The organism is Vibrio sp. FF145 (genome assembly GCF_041439075.1).
GTDB lineage: Bacteria > Pseudomonadota > Gammaproteobacteria > Enterobacterales > Vibrionaceae > Vibrio > Vibrio tasmaniensis_A.
In genome coordinates, this window is sequence record NZ_JBGONH010000050.1 from 17,247 (window position 1) to 38,872 (window position 21,626).

Below are 21,626 nucleotides of genomic sequence, written 5' to 3' on the forward strand. Positions count from 1 at the left end.
CACAGCTGCATTTAACACAAAGCTACAACTGACACTCGGGTACAATAAGAACACAGCTACGATTAACACAGTTAGAATTGACTGACAGATAATAAAACGCCACGTTATTTAAACGTGGCGTTTGCTATTTTGGTGCGCTGGTGCTTTAAAGAGCTACAGCCATAACCTTAGTTCAGTCGTAAACTTAGTTAAGCCGTTAGTGGCTCAAGGTTCGCAGGGCGGTAATGTACTGATTTTAGTACTTTACCTTGGCGAACTGTCTTGCCTTCCGATACGAAATCTTCCGCACACTTAGCGATGATGTATTCGCCTTTTTGAACCGCCATCAGTTTGATGTTTTGCTTAGCATAGAAAGCTTCTGTTTCTGCGTATTCTGTTTCGTTACGACATACTTTACTCATGTTACTTGAGTGTACTTCGTCCCAGCAAGGTAAGAAGTCAATTGAGCGGTTTTTAGAAACATTTAACAGTAGGTCGATCAGGTAGCTGATTGCTAGGTTATCTTCTACTTTAGCTTGGCCAAGGTGAACCAAACGTCCCATCAAAACATAAACGCTGTCTACAATAGCGTCCGCTTGTTCGATTTTAGAGTCAGCTTCTGCAAGTTCTGTCAGTTCTTCGATCGCTAGAGAGGTGTGTAGCGTATCGCCTTTTTCGTCCATTGTTTCAGGAGCAGCAACAGGCAGATCAAAAGTACTGCGGAACTCTTCAATGTCGCGGTAAAGGTGATCGTAGATTTCTTGGCTTAGTTGAGAAAGGTTCATTTTCCTATCCATTCTGTTTCGTTAATGGGGTATTTTACCAAAGCTGGGAATAGGGTGCTAACGCAAAGTCGACTTTTATTCATTGGTTTAATGAGGTATCTTGCATAAAAACTAATTGATTAATATATAATTTACAGTAGGCCACACGTAATATTGCCAATCAGTTCTCCGTCGTAGGATCACAGTTATGCACCAAGCTAATGAAAGTGAAGTTGTTATACGTCGTTTGTATCAAATCACCAATGATTACCGAAAAGGGTTCGATATTCAGATCGCTCAGCTGCTTATCATGGGGCTTGAACGCTTCAACCTTGATATTGGTATCTTATCGAAAGTCGAGGGTAATACTTACTTAGTTGAACACTCTGTCACACCTGAAGGGGTTGAGCTCAATAGTGGCGATATCTTCGACTATAGTTCGACCTATTGTGAGATTACGTGCAAATCTGTTGGCCCTATTTGTATTGAGCATTGCGGTAAACATGATAAGTATGCGACACATCCTGCCTACCAATCTTTTGGGCTAGAGTCTTATATTGGTATCCCGATTTTCGTCAATGATGAGCTTTATGGCACCTTAAACTTTTCAAGCCCAGCTCCCTATCATCGCGAGTTTAAAGAGTTCGATATCGACGTTATGCGGTTAATGGCGTCATGGATTGAAGTGGAACTCGTGAGAAGACAGCAAGAACGTAAACTGACAGAGTTAAATGAAAAACTTGAATATCAAGCTTTGTACGATCCTCTTACACACTTGCCGAATCGACGTTGCTTGTTCAAAACGTTGAATGCAGAAGTGGAGCAGTTAAAAGGCTCTCTAGGTAAAGGGACACTAGCCGTCGTAGACATCGATTTCTTTAAGGTCGTTAATGACACTTACGGTCACCAAATGGGTGACGTTGTTTTAAAGAAAGTGGCAAACGTTCTGCGCAATAATATTCAAGATGGAGAGTTTGTGGCGCGTTTTGGTGGTGAAGAGTTCATTCTTTGGTATCCAAATAGTACACCAAGTGGTGTTGAAGATAAGTTCATGACTCTTTTACAAAAAATGAAGAAAATCACACTAGATAGTAAGCCTATCACCATATCAATCGGTGCGTGTCATTTTGAGTTGAGTACTGGAGATAGCAAAGGGGAGAGAATGTCGGCATTAGACTCGCTAATCAAAGTTGCCGATGAATGCCTGTACATTGCTAAACAAAATGGACGAGATCAGTTTATATCTCGCCCATATCATCAAGAACACTCAGACTCGTAAGTTGAAGCTGTCAGCTCTTAAAGCTCAAAGGTTAGTTCTTAACTGAATAGATAAGGGAACAACTTACGACGCTCTTCGGGTGTTAAAGATTCAACTCTCGCGATGTTGGTATCAGGAATCGCTTCAGGGTTGGGGTAGTGCTTCAACACTTTTTCCATACTCGCTTCACGAATCAAATGGTAAACCGGATACGGAGAGCGGTTAGTAAGATTTTCATCGTCTTCTGGATCCGCACCACCAAAGCAATAGTCTGGGTGGAAGGTTGCCACTTGATAAACGCCTTCCCAATCTTCTTGCTTGATCAAGGCCTCAATCCAATCAATGAACATGTTGTAGTCGAAGAAATCTTGCAGCATGTTAGGCACAACCACCAACGTCGTCTCTAATTCTGGGACTGGCGTGTTATCTAACTCTACGAAATGCGTCATGATGTCTCCCAACAACGCTTCTTCCGTATTTGCTTCACTCACAAAGATCTTAATCTGTTTATTGCGTTGCGGCTTGGCTGCGAATGGACACAGGTTTAGGCCAATAACGACATCGTCTAACCACTGTTTTACTTGGTCATGGATGGTTTGAAGATCTGAGCTTTGAGTGTTCGACATAACAGGTTCCGAAATGAAATTTTGCGTAGGATATCAGAACGGACGTTAATCAAAAGCAATAATTGAGTTACAACCTCGGTCGTACTTATGCTTGTGCGAGTTTAGAGGCTGACACTTGAAGTTGCTTTAACTGGTAGACCCATGCAAATATCGCGACATAAAAGATAGACCCACCGGCGATAACACCATTCCAACCGAACAACTGCCAGCAATATAAGAGTAAGAAACCACCCAAGCTCCCGCCTATGTAATAGTGAACTAAGTAAAGTGCCGTTGCTGTCGCTTTCGCGCTCGGTGCTTTTTGACTTACCCAAGAATAGGCTAGGGTATGGGCGAAGAAAGCTCCGCCACTGATCAATAACAACCCAGCTAACATGAATGGGACTTTGTCGACGGCAGAAACCAACATACCAATTAAGCTGATACACACGCCGATCAATATACCGTTTAACGTGTCAAAACGAAGTGTCCATTTATTGGAAAGTTTAGAGGTTATCGTACCGGCTAAGTAACATAGGAATATCAGCGAAGCTAAACCAACGGGTACCGAGTGAGGTGCAGATACAAGCCTGAAGCCCATTACTGAGTACAAGTTAACGAACAGAGCAAAGTTAGCGCCACCAATCAACATCGCGAGCCACAAGGTACGGTTTCTTAAGTGCATCACAACCGAGCGGTTATGATGAAAGAACAACCCTTTCTGAGGTTTGAAGTTTTGTTGGTCAGGCAGACTATACGCAATATAGAGTGCGCCAAGCAAAGAGCCGACAACGAAAAACAGAACTGTTGCATGCCAGTCGAAATAGTCCGTAATCAAGCCACCCAATACACGACCGAAGATGCCACCTAATGAGTTAGCCGCAATATACCCACCAATCGCGATGGCGAATGCCTTAGGTGACAACTCTTCAACCATATAGGCAACAGCCACACCTGCAAATGCAGCGACTGCGATTCCCATGAATGCTCGAGCAATAACAAGCTGTAGTAGAGTAGTCGTGAACACCATGCTCAGTCCAATCAAAGGAATAGCGAACAGACTGAACAGAATGATGGGCTTTCGGCCAAAGGTTTCAGATGCGATTGCCCAAGGCACCAAACTGATGGAAAGCCCAAGTGTTGTCGCGGCAAACAGCCAGTTGATCTGAGTTTCCGATACTTGGAAGTGCTCGGCCATGTGCGGCAAGATTGGCTGAAAGAGATAAAGGTTACAGAAAATGATAAACGATCCAATCGCCAATGATTGGGTGATACGTTTGTATTGAGGGCTGCCTTTATCAAACATTTACGTTGTGCCTGCGCGAGTTAGTAAGCTATTTGTGAACAAGTTATCAGTACAATAGTGATTAAAGAAATATATTAAAAATATCACCTCTATATAATTAATATATCGACATGCTTGAATCAAAACCACTTCGACATTTTCTGGCTGTTGCTCAGTTTGGCAATTTCACTCAGGCCGCCAAAGCGCTGCATATCGCACAGCCTGCATTGAGTATCTCCATTAAAAAACTAGAGCAGACACTTGAGTTGATTCTATTTCGTCGCGGAGATAAATCCGTCACCTTAACGGAAGAGGGCAAAGTATTATTTGAGCATGCGAAGCGAATCGCCCAACAGTTCAATGATGCTCAACTCGCAATGAATGAGCTAAAGGGACTAGAAAAGGGAGAAGTGCGATTAGGCGCTCCAAGCATGATGGGCAGTTACTTTTTCCCGCAAGTCGTGATGGCATTCAAAAGCCAATACCCAAACCTAAAACTGACTTTAATTGATGCCGGCACCGCATCGATTCGTGAAATGTTATTAAACGGCGAACTGGATATTGGGGTTATCAATCATGAAAATGTGCCAGATGATCTCGAAACCGATCACTTGTTGAGTTCTGAGATGCTAGCAGTTGTTGGTAAAGAACACCCATTGGCAACGCAAGCATCCATCACCTTTGAAGAGTTTTTCGCTCAAGAACTGATTATGTTCAAGTCGGGTTATTTCCACCGTGATTTTATTGATGCGACCTGTAAAAAGTACAATCTCGATATGACCATCGCGTTCGAAACCAATTTATTGCCAATGATTCTTTCTATCGTGAAGCGAGAGTTTGCCATTACTGCGCTGCTTAGCTTGGTGACAGAATACGAGGAAGACGTAGTAGGCGTGCCATTTAAAGACCCTGTGAAGCTGAACTTATCTTTGGCGTGGAGAAAGGAAGGGTACTTGTCGAAGGCGGACCGAACCTTTATTGATTTCGTTAAGCGCTACGTGTGATTTAGAATGGTATAGAACAACAAAGCCCGAGTATCCTAGATTGGACATTCGGGCTTTATTATATAGAAGTATTACTGGCTTAGAGCACTTAGGTACTCTTTGAGTTATACATCTTATCGAAGTTCTTCTGATTCCAGCCGACCATCACCTGGTCGCCGATTTTAAGTACGGGGATAGAGCGAGCCCCCATCGCTTGCAACTCTTTACGGCCACGCTGCATCTTTGCATTCGTTAGGCGGTAAACAATTTTCTTTGAATCCAAATAGCGCTGCGCATCTTTACAGTGCGGGCATTTGTCTGCGACGTACAATACAACACGTTTCATTTTTATAATCTCTTTTTGAGTCTAGCTCTTGGTGAATCTCGCTAAAGTGTAACGAATCCTAGGTGATTAGAAAAGTGTGATCAGTTACACTATGCGGCTCAATTTTCAAGACCACAACGTATTGTCGTGGTGTAACTTGTACGGTCTTTCAGCATGCATCCTTCTTTACGCTATATCCAAGGCTACCCGAAGCACATTCTCGATCCGGTAACTCAACTAGTTGAATCGGGAAAGTTGGTGCCGTGGTTCGAAGCTCGCTACCCAAAGAATCATGAAATAAAAAGCGAGAAAGCCCTGTTTGACTATGCGATTGAGATTAAAAATCGTTATATGAAAAAAACACCACCGATCAGTAAAGTGATTTATGACGGCAAGATACACCTAATTAATAATGCATTAGGTCTGCACTCTTACGTCGCGAAAAATCATGGTGGAAAGATCAAATCGAAGAATGAGATTCGTATCGCCAGTGTTTTTAAAAATGCGCCAGAACCTTTGCTGAGAATGTTGGTGGTACACGAACTGGCGCACATCAAAGAGAAAGAGCACGACAAAGCCTTTTACCAACTATGCTGTCACATGGAACCGGAATATCATCAACTTGAGTTAGATGCCCGTTTATTCATGATGTATTTAGATTTAAAGAAGTAGCCCAATGAGCCAATCACAAAATAGAACGACGCTAAGCCTGTCGAAAAACAGTACCTCCGCAGCAAAAACAAAAGATAACCAAGCTAACGAAGGTAACCGTACTCAAGGTAATAGTACGCAAGGTAACCGCAAGCAAGGTGATATTAAGCCAAATGCAGGCAAGCCAAGCAGCGACAAGCGTATTTCTACAAAGAACACATCAGACCGCAAAAACAGTGCTCCCAAAGGTGCTGACAACAAAGCAAAGCGACCTTTTGCAAAAGATAGCAAAGGTAAACCGGGTGCGAATAAAGGATCATCGAATAAGGGTTCTTTCAATAAAACTGCATTTAACAAGAATGCAGCACAGAAAAGACGTTCGGCAGCGAAGCCTCAAGGTGGATTACACCCAAGAAACCAACACACAGGTCGATACGACTTTGAGTTATTGGTTGCAGCGTTGCCAGAGCTAAAAGAACACCTGATCAAGAACCCGGTGGGCGAAGACACCGTTAATTTCTCTGATCCATTGGCTGTTAAGCTACTTAACAAGGCTTTACTGGCGCATCACTATGGCGTTAAGCATTGGGATATTCCTGCTGGCTACTTGTGCCCACCAATTCCTGGCCGTGCAGATTATATCCACAGAGTGGCAGACATCCTAAACAGCGATGGACAAGGTGAGCCTTATAACCACGCCTCTGTGAAAGCATTAGATATCGGTGTTGGTGCAAACTGTATTTACCCAATCATTGGCGCGACAGAGTATAAATGGCGCTGTACGGGTACGGATGTCGATTCAGTCTCCATCAAAACAGCGAACTTCATTGCTGAAAGTAACCCTAATCTAAAAGGTAAGATCCGAGCTCGTCTACAAGCGGACTCTGAATCTATCTTTAAGGGCGTGATTAAGGATAATGAACGTTACGACGTCACTATTTGTAACCCTCCATTCCATAGTTCTCTAGAAGAGGCGGAAAAGGGATCACAACGTAAACTGGATAACTTAGCGGCAAACCGAGCTAAGAAAGCGGGCAAGTCATTCAAGCCCGAGATGAATAAGAAGCCAGCCAAGCAAGACAAATCGATTAAGCAAGAGAAACCAACCTTAAACTTTGGTGGCCAGAAATCTGAACTTTGGTGTCCGGGTGGCGAAGCTGCTTTCATTATGAAAATGGCGAGAGAGAGCCAACTTTTTGCTACTCAAGTATTGTGGTTCACGACATTGATTTCTAAGAAAGACAACGTCGATATGGTTCGTTCAGAGTTGGGTAAGCTAAGAGCTAAACAAGTAAAAGTCGTCGAGATGTCGCAAGGCCAGAAGGTAAGTCGCTTTATCGCATGGACCTTTATGGATGACGAGCAAAGACAAGAGTGGATCGCGCTAAAATAGCGCCTGCGCGAAGTTAAGACATTAAGTTGAAATTACGTACGGGCTTGTTGTTAACGCAACAAGCCCGTTTTTTGTGTTTTGCATATAAGCTAAGCAGAAAGTAACTCATCTAACTTGCTCTGATATTTCTTCTCTAGAGCACTGTTACCTGCTTTGTTTTCAAGATCGACCAAGATTTTAAGCGATGGAATTTGGTAGCCATAACGCTGGTGGAATTTGAATAAACGAAGCCTAGCGTCGTTGTAATCGGCGTCACTCACTTCAATTTTTGATAGCTGTAGTATCGATTTTACGCGATTTGGATCGTGGTCAATCGCTCGTGTGAAGTAGTATTTTGCTTGGTCGGTATTACCAGCCTTAAACGCGCAGAATGCCGCATTCTCATAACTTGCAGAGACAAGGTAGTAGTAGGGTTGGTCAATAGCGCGATTGAAATATTTATCAGCTTGCTCGTATTCGCCTTGTTTACACAAGAACGTACCGTAGTTATTCAATACATTGCCGTTTCTTGAATCTAGACTGAGTGCTTTGCGGTAAGTCGTTCTTGCTTCATCTACTTCGCCAACTTGCTCGTAATAATGTGCCATCGAAAGTTGGGCGCGGTAATAGCTAGGAGCGTGTTTGATAGCGAGCTCTAGGTTTTCACGTGCCTTGACCATATTACCTTGTCCCATGTAGCCCAAACCCAATTCAATACGTGATTGAGACATCGCAATTGGATCACTTGCCATTTTTGGTGGACCTTCGGTTACAGAAACACAACCTACCAAAGAAACAGAGGCGAATAGCGTTAGATGAGATATCAGGGTGGATTTTGGTAATAGCGACTTGTTAGGCATGTGCAGCTCCTTTTGAACACAAACCTATGATATGAAATCGAATACATTTAAGTGTTATGTCGATTATGGAATGCGACCCAAACACCATAAAAAAGCCGTGTCCCATTTGGTGTTTTATCAACAACCTATGGAAGACGGCTTAATGTGTTTGTGAATCGGAAGAAAGAACTTAGTCGTCCTTGGTGAAGTTGTCTTCGCTGAAGTGATCCAGATCGTAAGGCGTTTGTTGGTAAACGCAGTAGTTAAGCCAGTTTGAAAACAATAAGTGTCCATGACTACGCCAACTTGCTACAGGCTTGTTGTCTGGATTGTTGTTCGGGTAGTAGTTGATTGGTATCACAGGCTCCATGCCTTCACCCAAATCACGAATGTATTCGTTGTGAAGTGTATGCGCATCGTATTCAGGGTGACCGGTTACAAACACGTTTCGCTTATCTTTGGTTGCCGCAAGGTATACGCCCGCCACATCAGAAGTCGCAAGAACATCAAGGTCGGTATGCTCGGCCAAGTATTCCTGAGAGAAATCAGCATAGCGAGAGTGCGGTGCCAAAAAGGTATCGTCGAAGCCACGTAAAATTGGGTGGTACGGGTTATGTATCTCGTGGTTGTAAACCCCAGAAAGCTTATCTTTACGAGTTCGCTTTGGTAAATCATACAAGAGCTTTAAGCCAGCTTGAGCAGCCCAACACACATACAAGGTTGAGGTCACATGCTTGTTTGCCCATTCCATGATGGTTTTTAGATGATCCCAGTAGATAACGTCTTCAAATTGAACCAAGCCAAGTGGCGCACCAGTGATGATCAATCCATCAAAGTTTCTCCCTTTGACCATTTCAAATTGACGGTAGAAGTTATCAAGGTGTTCTGTCGGCGTGTTTTTACTTGGTCGGTCATCAATACGCAACAGCTCTACATCGACTTGCAATGGGCTGTTGGATAGTAGGCGTAAGAATTGAGTTTCAGTTTCAATCTTCTTTGGCATTAGGTTGAGGATCAAGACTCGAAGTGGACGAATTTCCTGTGTCGATGCTCTTGATAACGGCATAATAAAGATGTTTTCTTCACGAAGAACATCAGATGCTGGCAATTGGTCTGGAATGCGAATAGGCAAAGCTTTCTCCCTAAGCTAGATATGTAGACGTCTATACATCTAAATCTATAGTAGTTTGATACGCTTGTCGATATACAAAATGGATGGTTGTAAATTATTTGTGTTTGCTATCAGAAGTCATCCACCAGCGTCGAGGGGAGTCTCATTGTATTCAGTGATTATCTGAGTCGAGTATAAGGACTCGGTTTTCGGATGTTGAGCAACGGTAGTTATCAGAGAAACTCGTCACTATTTAAGATAAACTCATGTTTTAAAATTAGCCTGTAAAGTGACAGATGAAGTTAATACTCATTCGAGGGTTGCCCGGTTCCGGCAAGTCAACAAAAGCAAAAAACTACGATGCATTGCATGTCGAAGCGGATATGTATTACGTGAATGAGCAAGGCGACTATAATTTTGACCCAAGGCAGTTGCAGCAAGCGCATGAGTGGTGTCAGAACACGGCTGAAAACGGCTTGAAGCAAGGGCTTGATGTGGTTGTTTCGAATACCTTTATTAAGCACTGGGAAATGAAAGCTTACCGCCAACTCGCATTTAAATACAAAGCGGATTTGGTTATAGAAGTGTGCCGAGAGCAATATGGCAGCATCCACGACATCGAACCGTCGGTGATTAAGCGCATGGCAAAAGATTGGCAAGAATAGCCTCGTGCTTATCCAGCTTGGGTGAGTGGCAAATAGAATTAATTAATAGAACAACTCCAAGGTAACGATTGAAATGGCAAAGCGCTCTGTTGTGGTCGACATGACATCTTACGGCATCTACACAACGTGGGATTCCAAATCTAAAGATCTTCCAAAAATCCAAGAGTTCACCACTACCGTTGATGCTGAAATCGACGTGGAATTTGGCTATATCTTGAATATCAAAAAAGCCAAAGGTGAAAAAATCCGTTACTGCATCTATCACCCGAACATCACCACCGACACGGGTGAAGTGCTCGAACCGTTCGATGGTGAAGAGCATGTCGGCAACAATGACTGGGATTTTTACTTAGGCGATACTATCTGGGCGCCTGTCTCCAACAAACTCGGTAAATGGCGCATGACCGTCGAGCTAAAAGGCAACATCATTGCTGATAAGACATTCGACCTTGTTGCGAAAGACGAAGGGCAGTTTTGGAAGCGTAGGGGTTTTTAGATTAGAACTTCTGTCTAAATTAAGACAACAAAAAAGCCGAGTCACACGTTACATGTGAACTCGGCTTTTTGACGTTAACTAGATGGCATTTTTTATTTCGTCAACGAATAAGACAGGCTCGTTAACAAATAAGACAGGCTAGTTGACTAGTAAGACTATTGAGTCACGTAAGCGACAACAAACTCAGTGATTGCGACCATGTCTTTCACTGCAATGTACTCTTCAGTGGTGTGAACTTTCGCCATACCTGTAGAAAGGTTAACCGTTGTTAGGCCCTTCGCGTTGAAGTTGTTTGCATCGCTACCGCCGCCAGTGCGTTTAGTGTTCGCTGTTACGCCAAGCTTCTCGAATGCGGACTTGATAGAAAGAATGTGCGGGTGATCGTCTGCGATAACGAATGCATCGTAAGCACGAGTCGATTCGATTTCTACTTCAGCGCCAAACTGTTTTGCACTCTCTTGGAATGTCGAGATCATGTGCTCAACTTGAGCTGTTAGCTTTTCTCCGTTTAGAGAGCGAGCTTCAGCCACGACTTTAAGCTCTGGCATTACGATGTTAGTCGCTTGACCACCTTCAACAATACCGACGTTTGCCGTAGTTTCTTCATCGATACGAAGTAGATTCATCTTAGTGATAGCGTCTGCTGCCACTTGAATGGCACTGATGCCTTCTTCTGGCGCTAAACCCGCGTGAGCAGGGCGACCTTTGATGTTAGCAACAATCTTCTGTTGGCCAGGTGCTGCATTGACGATAGTGCCAATTGGGCCGCCTGTATCTAGTACGATAGCGTGCTCAGACTGAATGTATGACATATCGAAGTTCAAAGAGCCGAACAGACCGCCTTCTTCGAATACAGTAAACGCAATCTCGATAGTTTTGTGCTCTTGGCCTTCAGCTTTGATGCAACGAACCGCTTCCATGATAGCTGCGATACCAGACTTGTCGTCGCCACCTAGAATTGTGTTGCCTTTTGAACGGATGATACCGTCTTCGATGATTGGCTCAATACCGATACCTGGCGTTACAGTGTCCATGTGGCAGCTGAATACTGTGCTACCTGGAAGAGTGCCATCTAGACGAGCGTAGATGTTGAAACCGTTAGACACTTCTTCAGGAACCGCCAGTTTGTGAACTTCAAAACCCAGTTCACCGAGTTGCTCAGCCAAAGCTTCAGCAATCGCTTTTTCGTTACGAGATTCACTATCAATTTTCACTAGATCGCAGAAATGTTCTACGAGACGTTGTTCATTAATTTGGGTCATTGTTAATTCTCATTTTGCTCCGTTGTTTCTAAAGAAGTCACGGAGGCTGGAACAGGAAAATAACTATAACGCCTTTTTACAGAATCATTGCCTGAGTTAAATCAAGAAAATTATCTGATTATTCTAATTTATGAGAAAAATACTACGCGGATCGACCCATGTGCAGGATTTAAATCTCCATATGTGTCGGGTACAATGTGAAACCGCTTAAGGTAACCGTCGATTAAATTGGTATGCAATCAGTAATGGCACTTATAAATGAATAACAACAGAGTGTTAGGCTCATTTTTTCTCGTCGTACTGATCAGTGTTGTACTAGGATTGTATTTACTCTATCCAACTTATGACGACGATTTACAGACTATTCGACCAGAAACCCCAGGCGCGTACAGCCCCGAAAAAGAGTTATCAGGGACTCAATATGGCGCTGAACTCATTGAAATCCTTAATGTGTCTCGCGGTGATCCAAAACTTGCCTCCCAAAAGCTTGAAACCTTAAAAGCAACGAGCCCTACGCAACATAAAGCTATCTATCGTGGTTATGAACTAATGATTTTATCGAATCTCGCACAGCATGATCTCGATAAACAGGCTGTGTCTGAATACACACGACAGATCAAGGCATTAGCACAGCGTGAAGATATGGGGTGGTTAAAGGCGCAATCTTTAGTTGAACTAGCGATTGAGCAGATGAGTCAAGGTGAATTAGTAGAGGCTGAATCTCAAGTTAAAGCAGCAATAAGTATCGCTGAATCAATCCAGTATGAAGAACTGTTGATAAAAGCCTACAACACTGTGGGGTCGATCAAAAACATCCAAAATGATTTTTCCGAAGCTCAATATTTTTTTCATAAGGGCTTAAATCTTGGCAAGAAATACCCACGGCATATCTATAACAGTAAGTTGATGTCGAATATGGCATTGCTTTATATCTATCTGGAAGATTGGCCGAAAGCACTCAAACTTATCGAACAGGCCAAAAAACTCTATATCAAAAGTGGATTACGCGACGGTTCAACCATCGGTGTGTTATATGTTAATGAATCATTTGCTTATCTACGCAGTGGCGACTTAGTAAAAGGTCGAGAGGCTTATAAAAGTGCCACCAAATTTAATGATGATAGCGTAAGTGAAAGATACAAAATCCTTCTTCTAAAAGCTCAGAGTGAAGTACTGCTAGCAGAAAAGAACTTTGAGTTAGCAAGGAAAGTAACAAACCAATGTATTGGTTACCCGGGTGTTGCAAAGTACACACTCCAACTGGGTCAGTGTTACTTAAACAGAGCTTTAGCAAATATCGGTTTGAACCAAGATAACTTTGTTTTCTTTGATCTAAAACGTTCGTCTACGATGTTTGATATTGTTGGCAGCCGTAGTTGGAAGGTGCTTGGTTTCAAAGCGCTTGCAGAATACTATGAATCTAAAGGCAACAGTGAAATTGGACTTCGGTATTTCAAGCTTTATTACAAGGGCAACAAAGCGCTGTTATTTGAAAAGCGTCAGAGTGATATCTTTTTATTAGAACAAGACTTTGCGACGGCTTCATTAGCGAAAGAGAATGAACTGCTTAATGCAGAAAAAGAGCTCGCAGATATGACGCTAGATAAACAGAGCTTAAAAGACCGCATTGTTGTCGTACTCGGTGTTATGGTCATCATAAGCATTGCTGTACTTCTGGTAAGGTTATGCACTATGCATAAGACCAACAAAGAGTTGGTTAAGCAATCGACGAGATGTGAGTTGACAGGTTTATTCAATAGACGCTACCTGGAACAATTGTTAACTCAGCCAATGCCATACCGTTTGTCGCCGTTCGGGTATACGCTTGCTATTTTGGACTTAGACCAATTTAAACGAGTCAATGATACATACGGACATGATATTGGGGACCAAGTTTTGGTAGAGGTTGCTAAGCGTATAGAGCTAGCGCTATCAACAAACGATGTGTTGGCTCGATGGGGTGGGGAAGAATTCGTTTTACTGCTTGCTGGCACTCAAGACCCAGACGAACAGTTGGAAATGATAAGGCAAACAATCGCTGATCAAACGATAGAAACGTATTCCGGTCCGTTAGCGTTAACTACATCAATTGGTGCGACCATTCATTTAACGTATCAAGAATTAAATAGCAGTACCTACAAACAGCATTTGAAATCAGCAGATGACGCTTTATATCAAGCAAAACAATCAGGGCGCAACCAGGTAGTCATTGCTTAGCGAAAAATACAGCTTAGTGCGAAAATACAGCTTAAATGAACCTGTAATTTAAATACTTGGCAGCCTCATCTGAATCATTCCCCTTAGGCAGAAGCGTTTAAATTTAATCGAGTAAAAGAACCTAAAGCAACCATTTAACTAAGCAACTAAGCAACTAAGCGAATAAGGGTGTTATCAACTCCTATTCGCTTAGTTTTTATATTATCTATTAAGAGTATTACTTAGCGATACTTTCTAACATTTCAACTAGCTCACTCTCTGTTGCTGGTTCTCGAGCGAGTTCAATGACTGCTGAAGCGCCACCTTTTAGCATATAAGCTTGAGTTCCACAGTGGTCATAATGGAACCACTTACCATCGACACACACATCGGTATAACATCTTGGGTCTTGTTTGAGTTCCACAGCAATTTCCTTATTAACATTTGCCTAACGTTTTTCATGCTAATTGGTCACAACTTGGTGCGATTTGATCTGAATCAATTTAATATGTAATTGATGATTTGATTATTAAATAGGAGATGTGCGTCTTGAACTGTCGAAGCCGATAAAGAGACAGCCTCTGGCGATTAAAGCGTTCAAAGGTCATGATTCCAATTCGCAGCTCTGCTTCTTTTGCTTGCCACGTGACGCTTTTCTACATACGCTAACCACTCTCTTAATCCCTATACAAATGTGATTGTGTTGGAAAATGACTAATATTTTTATCGTTGTAATTGTTCTGGTTGTGTTCTTTTACTTTATTCAAAACTATCTAGTAAAAAATGATGACACCAAAGATCATGCTTATCAAAAGAAAGGTTCGTTAATGTCGGCGCAACAAGCGACCTTCTATAACGCACTCAAATCCGCAGTGGGTAACCATGGGGAAGTATTTGCTAAAGTGAGCATGTCTAACATTGTTGCCCCCGCTAAGGCGAACAATAAAAAGAATTGGTTTATTGCGAACAACAAAATCTCACGCAGTTATTTTGACTTTGTAGTGTGCGACCCGCGAACGTTAGAGCCACGCGTAATCATCGAATTGGACAATGGAAAAGAGCTGAATAAAGGAAAGGTTGATCGCGAGAAGCTATTGATGCACGTTTGTAAATCGGCTGGCCTTCCACTTATTGGCGCTTCAATTAAGCACAGTTATCAAGTGAGCCGTTTGAAGAGGTTACTGGCAGCACACATCGATTTGATTGAGCCATCTAAAGAAGTTCGATTCTGTAAGAAATGTAGCAGCCCTATGATCATCAAGCTGGCAAGCCATGGCGATTATAAAGGCCGACGTTTCTTTACTTGTAGTCGTCAACCTAACTGTACTTATACCGAGAACTACAACGTCGTATTCGATATGGACGAAGATTCTAACTAATACCTTGCGCCGAAGTGCTCATTAAAGGGAGAAAAGACGCGAAGCATGCTGATGTCTGTAATCATCGAAGTTGAACTTAAATGTGATCTACTTCAAGCCATTGATCTGCTTTGTGTTTAAATTTTATTCTGATTGTTGTTTTTAAAAGCAAACAAACAGTTTTGTGCAAATTTATCCTTGCACGTATCCAAATCACTCGCTATTATCCATCTCGTTCTGAAGCGTTAGCCACTTAATAAAGCGGTTAGATAAGTTTCACAGCATTGCCCGCTTAGCTCAGTTGGTTAGAGTACTTGCATGACATGCAAGGTGTCACTGGTTCGAGTCCAGTAGCGGGCACCACATTATACGAAAGAGCCCACCTAGTGTGGGCTTTTTTGTGCCTGTAATTCCTCGCTTTATCAGACTCTTAGCTATTTCTTGGTCCCAAGAGATTCCGTGATGTGTTGTAAAATCCACCGTTTAAAGTAACACTGTTAGTAACACTACAGGAAATATGGATTGGTGATGTTACTATGGCTAGGAAAACAACCCCATTAACAGCGACTCAGATCTTACAAGCAAAACCAAAAGAAAAGGAATATAGCCTGCTCGATGGTGATGGTCTTGCATTGAGAATAAAGCCGAATGGTTCCAAATTGTGGCTCTTTAACTATTACCGTCCAATTACTCGCAAACGAGCAAACCTCAGTATTGGTAAATACCCATCTGTATCGCTTGCTAAAGCTCGAACCAAAGCTATTGAAGCTAGAGAACTACTTGCTGATGGTATTGACCCTAAAGAGCACCGTGACACTACTCTTAGAGAAAAACAGTTAGAATTGGCGAATACGTTACAGTCGGTATTTGATGACTGGATTGAAGTGAAGAGAACAAGCGTCAAAGAGCAAACGGCTAAAAAGTTAAAACAACGAATAGAAAAGTACCTTTTGCCGAATCTGGGAAAGTGTCCACTTAGCGATATCACGGCTCCTCAAGCGATCAAAGTAATTAAACCCATTGCGAACCAAGGTAAACTAGAAACAGTGGGACGCTTGTGCCGCAACCTCAATGAGATAATGACCTTTGCAGTAAACACGGGTGTGATTGAACACAACAAGCTTGCTGGCATTGGTAAAGCATTTGAAACCGCTAAAGTAACCAACCAAGCTACGTTAGCCCCAGATGAGCTTCCAGAGCTCCTCAAAACAATCAACTACGCATCCATTAAACCTATCACTCGCTGCTTGCTAGAATGGCAACTTCACACCATGACAAGGCCAACTGAAACCGCTGGGGCTCGTTGGGATGAAATTGACAGAGAAGAGATGCTTTGGATCATTCCTGCTGAGCGAATGAAAAAGGGAAGAGTGCATACTGTCCCTTTAACAAAACAAACTTTAGACCTATTAGAAACGATTGATTTCATTACGGGGGATAGTGAATTCCTTTTCCCAGCAGACAAAAGTAACAACAATCACATCAACAAAGAGACAGCAAATAAAGCATTGGTAAGAATGGGTATGAAGGGCAGGCAAACTTCTCACGGTTTACGCGCATTAGCCAGTACCACTCTAAATGAACAGAATTTTGATCCAGACATTATTGAAGCTGCACTTTCTCATGTGGATAGAGATAAGGTAAGAAGCGCATACAACCGCACTGATTACCTTGAACGTCGTAAAGTTCTAATGGCGTGGTGGAGTGATCATATTGAAGATGCTGCAACGGGAAGTTTGTCGATGAGTGGTAAAAAGAGCCTGAAGGTTGTGGGTTAGTTGTATGGGAGTGCAAGAGCAACGTATAACTTTTGGTATCGGAAAATTGCTTAGTGAAGTGTCCAGTTCTACTGGAGGGAGCAGAGCATCTTAGCGACGTTTCTCTTTCTTAAGACTGCGTTAAATCAATCTATCAGCAACTCAATATGCAATTTTGTCACTATTCATTAATGGCTGAATAAACAAAGTTCACCTCTAAAGGGGATAGCCAGCCCCGAGATGAACTTTAATCTACAGCTAATTGACGTTGCTGTTGGGTGTATACTTCAGCCAGATTAGCTGATCACAACGCCAATACTTAGAAGAATCATGACCATGGTACAAAGTACGCCAAGCAATGGACCAATGAATTTTAGCCAAGATGAGTAAGCGACTCGCCCAATGGCTAGACCGCCCATCACCACGCCCGATGTCGGTGTCACAAGGTTTGGTAAACCAGAGGCAGATTGGTAGGCAGTGACAACCAGTTCACGGCCAACACCAGCAAAATCCGCGAGTGGGGCAAGAACTGGCATTGAGAGTACCGCAAGCCCTGAAGAAGAGGGAACGACCAAACACATCACGGCTTCGACCCAGTAGATAGCATTGATGAATGCGATTTCGTTTAACCCGCCTAATAAGCCTTCCGCGTAATGCAAAATGGTGTGGGTTATGTTGCCGTTATCCATGACGACCACAAGGCCACGAGCAATAGCTATGATCAGGGCCACTCCCAGAAGATCGCGCGCTCCGTTTACAAAACTGTCGGTAATTTCAACTTCTGACATCCGGCCAACGAAGCCAACAAGAATGCTTGAGCCAAGAAATAGAGCGGAGAGTTCAGCCATCCACCATCCTGCTGCGGATACGCCCCACATCATAACGGCGAAAGTTAAACCGAAGATAGCCAGTACCGCTTTACGTGTGTTGTTTAGCTCTGGTGTTTCTTGCTTTTTACTGTGCAGGAAATATTCTAAGTTTGACTCTTTCTGGTGAGCGACGATTGAAAGCTCAGGGTTGTTTTTCACTTTTTCTGCATAGCGCATGACATAGATAACACAAACGATCCAACCAAGAACAAGGATCACGGCACGTAGAGCAAAGCCCTCCATAAAATTGATTTCAGCTGCGTTAGAGGCAATGACAGTCGCAAAAGGGTTAATAGTAGAGCCTAAACAGCCAATACCAGCACCAACCATGATAATAGCAACGCCAACGATACTGTCGTAACCTGCTGCGATCATTACAGGTATCAGCAGTGCGTAAAAAGGAATAGTTTCTTCCGCCATGCCGTAAACGGTACCACCCAGCGCAAACAACCCCATTAGAATAGGGATCATCCATTTCTCGCGACCTGATAGGCGTTTCATGGTTCCGGCGATGCCTGCATCAATCGCGCCGGTTTGGGTTACTACAGCCAAAAATCCACCGATAACCAATACAAATAGGGCGACGTCCACTGCACGCGCCACGTAACTACCTGGGTCATAGAAGCCTTGAATTGGTGCCATTAAAATATCGACGATACCTTGAGGGTTTGAATCAACGGTTTGATACGTACCAACCATTGGCACCATACGGCCTAGTGTTTCATTGGTTTCCATCTGGTACTGACCGGCCGGTATAACCCAAGTTAAAATGGCCATTAGTACGGTCAGTATCATCAAAATTGTGTAGGCAGAAGGGAACTTAAATTTTGTCATTACGATGTCCTTTTATTTCTTATGGGGCCGAAGCCCCATTGGTCGGATTTAGCCCAAAAGCTGTTCCTTCACGTTAGCTAACGAATTCCATGATTTGTTGAGCGGACATATCGCCAAGTCCCATTTTTTTTAATGTTCTTCCAGATTCGAAATAATTGGTCTCGTTATACGCATTGTCGATGTGCAGACAAGATGTCACCATAGGTGTGTCAATACCGACCAGTTTACCGAGCTCGTAACAAGGGACGAGAAGGTAAGCGGCATCTTCCGTGATGTATCGGTTGCTGGCTGAGTTGGGTGCGCTGTTCAGTTTGCCGTGGGTTTCTGAAGTGCGGTTAACCTCATAAACACTTTCACATTTCATACCGTAAAGGGCATTCATTGCTTGAAGCTCAGGCAACAGTTGTAATCCTAGCGCTTTGCCTATGGATTGACGCTCTGACTCCATTACTGCTGCCGCTTTTGCTGTTGAAACTGAGCAGCAATCTTTGTAGTAATTGAATTGGCCATCGAAGTTTTCTAGTAAGCCAATATTGAGTGTTGTTAGTAATGGATGTCCGCCAAAGTTGATGTTCTCTAATCCGGCTTCAATGACATTACTAAGCCTTGTTAGAGGTAAAGGCATCACAGCTTGTAAGGCTGCAATAGCCTCTTCCGTGCGATCTGCAGGATAAGCGGCGACAGGAAGGTGCTCTTTCATACCTAAAATAGCGATCTCTGCAGGCCCAACAATTCGAGTTGCCCAGGGAATCGAAATTGCGTCAACAAAAGTGATATCTAAATGGGCAAACCCTTGTTCATTTTTAATTTGATTTAGCGCTAATGAGCCATAATTCCCTGGCATAAGCATGATGATTTGGCCATCACGTAAATGAGGCAGCATTTGAGTAAAGAGTGGCTCTTGCGCAAATGATGGGACCGGTAAGACGAGTAAGTCGGCATATGAGACTGTCTCTGCCAAATCGCGGCTGATTTTGTCACACGCCTGAAAGCCACTGTAAGTCAGTTCAACGTCATTAAAGCTTTCAAGTGCACAGATCCCTCCTCGTTGTTCTATGTCTGCCAGAGGATGGTCAAAACCTGGCGAGCCATAGAGGCAGACATCAGCACCTTGTAGGGTAAAGTGATAGGCCGCTGTTAATCCAGCATTACCGGAGCCAATCACAGAGACGCGCGTTTTCATAATTTCTTCCTTATTGATTTTTGTTTTTCTGGTTGAGAGCTTAAGGAAGAAGGCATATTCGTCGCCAATGACTAAGCTGGAGACTAGTATGCAAAAAAGGAATGATGAGAGGCTGGTGTTATCTCAAGGTATTGACTTTATTAGTATAAATTGATTTCACCAAAGTAGTCTGGCATCTCTGTAATTGTGAACTTACTCAGAATCATATTCACTGAGGTTTCGCATTGGCCCAATTTTGAGCTGAATATTCATCGCGTCAGCTTGTAACATGAATTGCTCAATGAACTGTTCCGCATTTCGGTGAATGGGCTTTAACGAAGGGTAGAGGATATCAAATTCAAACGGCAGGCCGAATACAAGTGGTTTCATTACGACCTTTGGGTGCTCGCTTTCCATGTAAGCGGTAAATGGATCAGTGATCGCGATCCCGACACCTTCTCGAACTAAGGTTGCAGCGGTGCTTGCCAGTGAGACTTCGATTTGCTCAATCGTTGATAGGTCATAGCGACGTAACAATGCATCGACTCTTCTCTGAGTAATATCCTTTTCGTGGCGGATGAGCACTTGACCCGCAATATCGTAGATGTCTATGACCGAGCGTTTGGCCAGTGGCGAATCGGAGGGGATAAGACAAACGCATTCGCATTCTACTTTTTGTGCTTTTACACCCGCGAGGTGGTCATCAATAAACGCAAAGCCAATGTCTGTTGTTTGACTTTGAACCCGCTGATTCACCTCTTCGGAACGATATGTTTTAAACCCGACTTTGACTTTAGGCGCTTGCTTTAAAAAGACCGCCAAGATTCTTGGCAAAAAGGCGTTTGAGAGAAGAGGCATCGCAGCAATATTCAGTGTCCCGAAATGGCGCGAGCGAATTGAATGCGCAGCGTGATCGAGACTTGATACAGCATCAAAGACTTTGGATACTTCAATATAGAAGGCTTCTCCCTCATTACTAAGCTCCAAGCGATTTCGTTTACGAGTAAAAAGTTGAAAGCCAATTCTTTGTTCTAAATTGGCTAATAGTCGACTGACGGCGGATTGACTAAGCGATAAGCGCTCTGCCGCGGCAGTGACGGTTTGACATTCAACAATGGCTTTAAAAGCATTGAGTTGGGTTAGCTTCATTACATACAGCTCTGGATACAGGAATCGATGAAATTACCAGAAGCTCTAGTGGAATACCTTGAGCTGTAATGAGTAATCAACAATTTCTTGGCAAGTTTAAAGTGAATAAAGCTCAACTAAAAGTCGTTTTAAACAGTGATCCGCCCCAGCACTTTTTGGACATCGAGTTAAGTGAGTACAATCGTGAAAGAGGTGAACAATGACAACCAAGAAACTACAATTAAACGTTCCCCTTAATTTAAAGCAGAAGCACTGAAGCTAGCAGTAGTTGCATTCGTTATTTAATTACACCCTTTAGTGTTCTCACCAATTCTCTATAACTCTTTTCCCGCAATAGTTATCTCTCCATACAAGATATATTGAATTTCAGCCTCATACATAGTGATCCGCACCAGAAGTTTTGGACACTGAGTTAAGTGAGTACAATCACTAACGAGGTGGACAATGACAACTAAGAAAACACGAATCAAACATGCTCCTGAATTTAAAGCCGAAGCACTTAAGTTAGCAGAGAAAGTCGGTGTCGCTGCTGCCGCACGGCAGCTATCGTTATATGAATCTCAAATCTATGGATGGCGTAAAGCCGTAAAAAAAGACGCGAAAATCAGCGATAGAGAAAGAGAACTCGCCACTGAAAATGCCAAGCTCAAACGATTATTAGCAGAGCAAGCTGAAGAGCTAGATATCGTAAAAAAGGCCGCCACCT

The 21,626-nt window shown here is 43.0% G+C and carries 21 protein-coding genes and 1 tRNA gene; 11 read left to right on the top strand and 11 right to left on the bottom strand.

What is annotated here, in order from left to right:
• Nucleotides 1-188: 188 nt before the first annotated feature.
• Nucleotides 189-764 (bottom strand): nucleoside triphosphate pyrophosphohydrolase family protein, encoded by a 576-nt coding sequence (locus tag ACED42_RS17145; protein ID WP_050650035.1) that lies wholly within the window; start codon nt 762-764, stop codon nt 189-191.
• A gap of 187 nt (nt 765-951) precedes the next feature.
• Here ACED42_RS17145 and ACED42_RS17150 point away from each other — a divergent pair, with 187 nt between their 5' ends.
• On the top strand, nt 952-2,022 hold the full coding sequence (locus ACED42_RS17150; protein WP_371703517.1) for a diguanylate cyclase: 1,071 nt from the start codon (nt 952-954) through the stop codon (nt 2,020-2,022).
• Nucleotides 2,023-2,060: 38 nt separating this feature from the next.
• On the opposite strand, the gene ACED42_RS17155 is transcribed toward ACED42_RS17150, so the two are convergent.
• Nucleotides 2,061-2,627, bottom strand: a complete 567-nt coding sequence (locus ACED42_RS17155) for a DUF1415 domain-containing protein (RefSeq protein WP_135384408.1) — start codon at nt 2,625-2,627, stop codon at nt 2,061-2,063.
• Nucleotides 2,628-2,712: 85 nt separating this feature from the next.
• Nucleotides 2,713-3,912 carry an MFS transporter gene (locus ACED42_RS17160; protein ID WP_371703519.1) on the bottom strand — a complete coding sequence of 400 codons (1,200 nt, stop codon included), beginning with the start codon at nt 3,910-3,912 and terminating at the stop codon, nt 2,713-2,715.
• Between the two features lie 110 nt (nt 3,913-4,022).
• On the opposite strand from ACED42_RS17160, the gene ACED42_RS17165 reads away from it, so the two are divergent.
• Nucleotides 4,023-4,895 (top strand): LysR family transcriptional regulator, encoded by an 873-nt coding sequence (locus tag ACED42_RS17165; RefSeq protein WP_065679033.1) that lies wholly within the window; start codon nt 4,023-4,025, stop codon nt 4,893-4,895.
• Nucleotides 4,896-4,983: 88 nt separating this feature from the next.
• Here ACED42_RS17165 and ACED42_RS17170 read toward each other — a convergent pair whose 3' ends face one another.
• The gene (locus ACED42_RS17170) at nt 4,984-5,220 is read right to left on the bottom strand and encodes a glutaredoxin family protein (RefSeq protein ID WP_012604109.1); all 237 of its coding nucleotides are present in this window, start codon (nt 5,218-5,220) and stop codon (nt 4,984-4,986) included.
• A 153-nt stretch (nt 5,221-5,373) separates the two neighbouring features.
• On the opposite strand from ACED42_RS17170, the gene ACED42_RS17175 reads away from it, so the two are divergent.
• A complete protein-coding gene (locus ACED42_RS17175) occupies nt 5,374-5,871 on the top strand; it encodes a YgjP-like metallopeptidase domain-containing protein (protein WP_004734935.1) in 498 nt (165 codons plus the stop codon).
• A 4-nt stretch (nt 5,872-5,875) separates the two neighbouring features.
• On the top strand, nt 5,876-7,243 hold the full coding sequence (gene rlmF / locus ACED42_RS17180; protein ID WP_371703520.1) for a 23S rRNA (adenine(1618)-N(6))-methyltransferase RlmF: 1,368 nt from the start codon (nt 5,876-5,878) through the stop codon (nt 7,241-7,243).
• Between the two features lie 89 nt (nt 7,244-7,332).
• Here rlmF and pilW read toward each other — a convergent pair whose 3' ends face one another.
• The gene (gene pilW, locus ACED42_RS17185; RefSeq protein ID WP_371703522.1) at nt 7,333-8,082 is read right to left on the bottom strand and encodes a type IV pilus biogenesis/stability protein PilW; all 750 of its coding nucleotides are present in this window, start codon (nt 8,080-8,082) and stop codon (nt 7,333-7,335) included.
• 169 nt (nt 8,083-8,251) lie between these two features.
• The gene (gene metA, locus ACED42_RS17190; RefSeq protein ID WP_012604106.1) at nt 8,252-9,193 is read right to left on the bottom strand and encodes a homoserine O-succinyltransferase; all 942 of its coding nucleotides are present in this window, start codon (nt 9,191-9,193) and stop codon (nt 8,252-8,254) included.
• Between the two features lie 275 nt (nt 9,194-9,468).
• Here metA and ACED42_RS17195 point away from each other — a divergent pair, with 275 nt between their 5' ends.
• Together ACED42_RS17195 and ACED42_RS17200 are read left to right on the top strand one after the other, a co-directional pair.
• Complete coding sequence (locus tag ACED42_RS17195) at nt 9,469-9,837, top strand: ATP-binding protein (protein WP_371703523.1); 369 nt, start codon at nt 9,469-9,471, stop codon at nt 9,835-9,837.
• A 73-nt stretch (nt 9,838-9,910) separates the two neighbouring features.
• Entirely contained in the window at nt 9,911-10,333 is a 423-nt protein-coding gene (locus ACED42_RS17200) for a DUF3859 domain-containing protein (protein WP_012604104.1), read from the top strand.
• Between the two features lie 155 nt (nt 10,334-10,488).
• Here ACED42_RS17200 and ACED42_RS17205 read toward each other — a convergent pair whose 3' ends face one another.
• The gene (locus ACED42_RS17205) at nt 10,489-11,595 is read right to left on the bottom strand and encodes a M20/M25/M40 family metallo-hydrolase (protein WP_017065539.1); all 1,107 of its coding nucleotides are present in this window, start codon (nt 11,593-11,595) and stop codon (nt 10,489-10,491) included.
• A 258-nt stretch (nt 11,596-11,853) separates the two neighbouring features.
• Between ACED42_RS17205 and ACED42_RS17210 the strand changes: the two genes are divergently transcribed.
• Nucleotides 11,854-13,812 carry a diguanylate cyclase gene (locus tag ACED42_RS17210; RefSeq protein ID WP_371703524.1) on the top strand — a complete coding sequence of 653 codons (1,959 nt, stop codon included), beginning with the start codon at nt 11,854-11,856 and terminating at the stop codon, nt 13,810-13,812.
• A gap of 217 nt (nt 13,813-14,029) precedes the next feature.
• Here ACED42_RS17210 and ACED42_RS17215 read toward each other — a convergent pair whose 3' ends face one another.
• A complete protein-coding gene (locus ACED42_RS17215) occupies nt 14,030-14,215 on the bottom strand; it encodes a hypothetical protein (protein ID WP_009846910.1) in 186 nt (61 codons plus the stop codon).
• A gap of 286 nt (nt 14,216-14,501) precedes the next feature.
• On the opposite strand from ACED42_RS17215, the gene ACED42_RS17220 reads away from it, so the two are divergent.
• The 3 genes from ACED42_RS17220 (at nt 14,502) to ACED42_RS17230 (ending at nt 16,927) form a co-directional block, all read left to right on the top strand.
• Complete coding sequence (locus ACED42_RS17220) at nt 14,502-15,170, top strand: DUF2726 domain-containing protein (protein ID WP_102258523.1); 669 nt, start codon at nt 14,502-14,504, stop codon at nt 15,168-15,170.
• Between the two features lie 265 nt (nt 15,171-15,435).
• A tRNA-Val gene (locus tag ACED42_RS17225) sits at nt 15,436-15,512 on the top strand.
• Between the two features lie 173 nt (nt 15,513-15,685).
• Nucleotides 15,686-16,927, top strand: a complete 1,242-nt coding sequence (locus ACED42_RS17230) for an integrase domain-containing protein (protein WP_102489618.1) — start codon at nt 15,686-15,688, stop codon at nt 16,925-16,927.
• Nucleotides 16,928-17,202: 275 nt separating this feature from the next.
• Here the strand turns inward: ACED42_RS17230 and ACED42_RS17235 are convergent, their stop codons facing one another.
• The 3 genes from ACED42_RS17235 to ACED42_RS17245 all read right to left on the bottom strand — a co-directional run bounded on the left by ACED42_RS17235 (nt 17,203) and on the right by ACED42_RS17245 (nt 20,920).
• Nucleotides 17,203-18,609 (bottom strand): YfcC family protein, encoded by a 1,407-nt coding sequence (locus tag ACED42_RS17235; RefSeq protein ID WP_048611918.1) that lies wholly within the window; start codon nt 18,607-18,609, stop codon nt 17,203-17,205.
• 73 nt (nt 18,610-18,682) lie between these two features.
• Complete coding sequence (locus tag ACED42_RS17240; RefSeq protein WP_048611920.1) at nt 18,683-19,792, bottom strand: NAD/NADP octopine/nopaline dehydrogenase family protein; 1,110 nt, start codon at nt 19,790-19,792, stop codon at nt 18,683-18,685.
• Between the two features lie 192 nt (nt 19,793-19,984).
• Nucleotides 19,985-20,920: a LysR family transcriptional regulator gene (locus tag ACED42_RS17245; RefSeq protein WP_371703526.1), complete on the bottom strand. Its 936-nt coding sequence runs from the start codon at nt 20,918-20,920 to the stop codon at nt 19,985-19,987.
• 444 nt (nt 20,921-21,364) lie between these two features.
• Here ACED42_RS17245 and ACED42_RS17250 point away from each other — a divergent pair.
• Nucleotides 21,365-21,626, top strand: a 262-nt coding sequence (locus tag ACED42_RS17250) for a transposase (RefSeq protein ID WP_371703528.1), incomplete at its 3' end; no start/stop codon positions are given.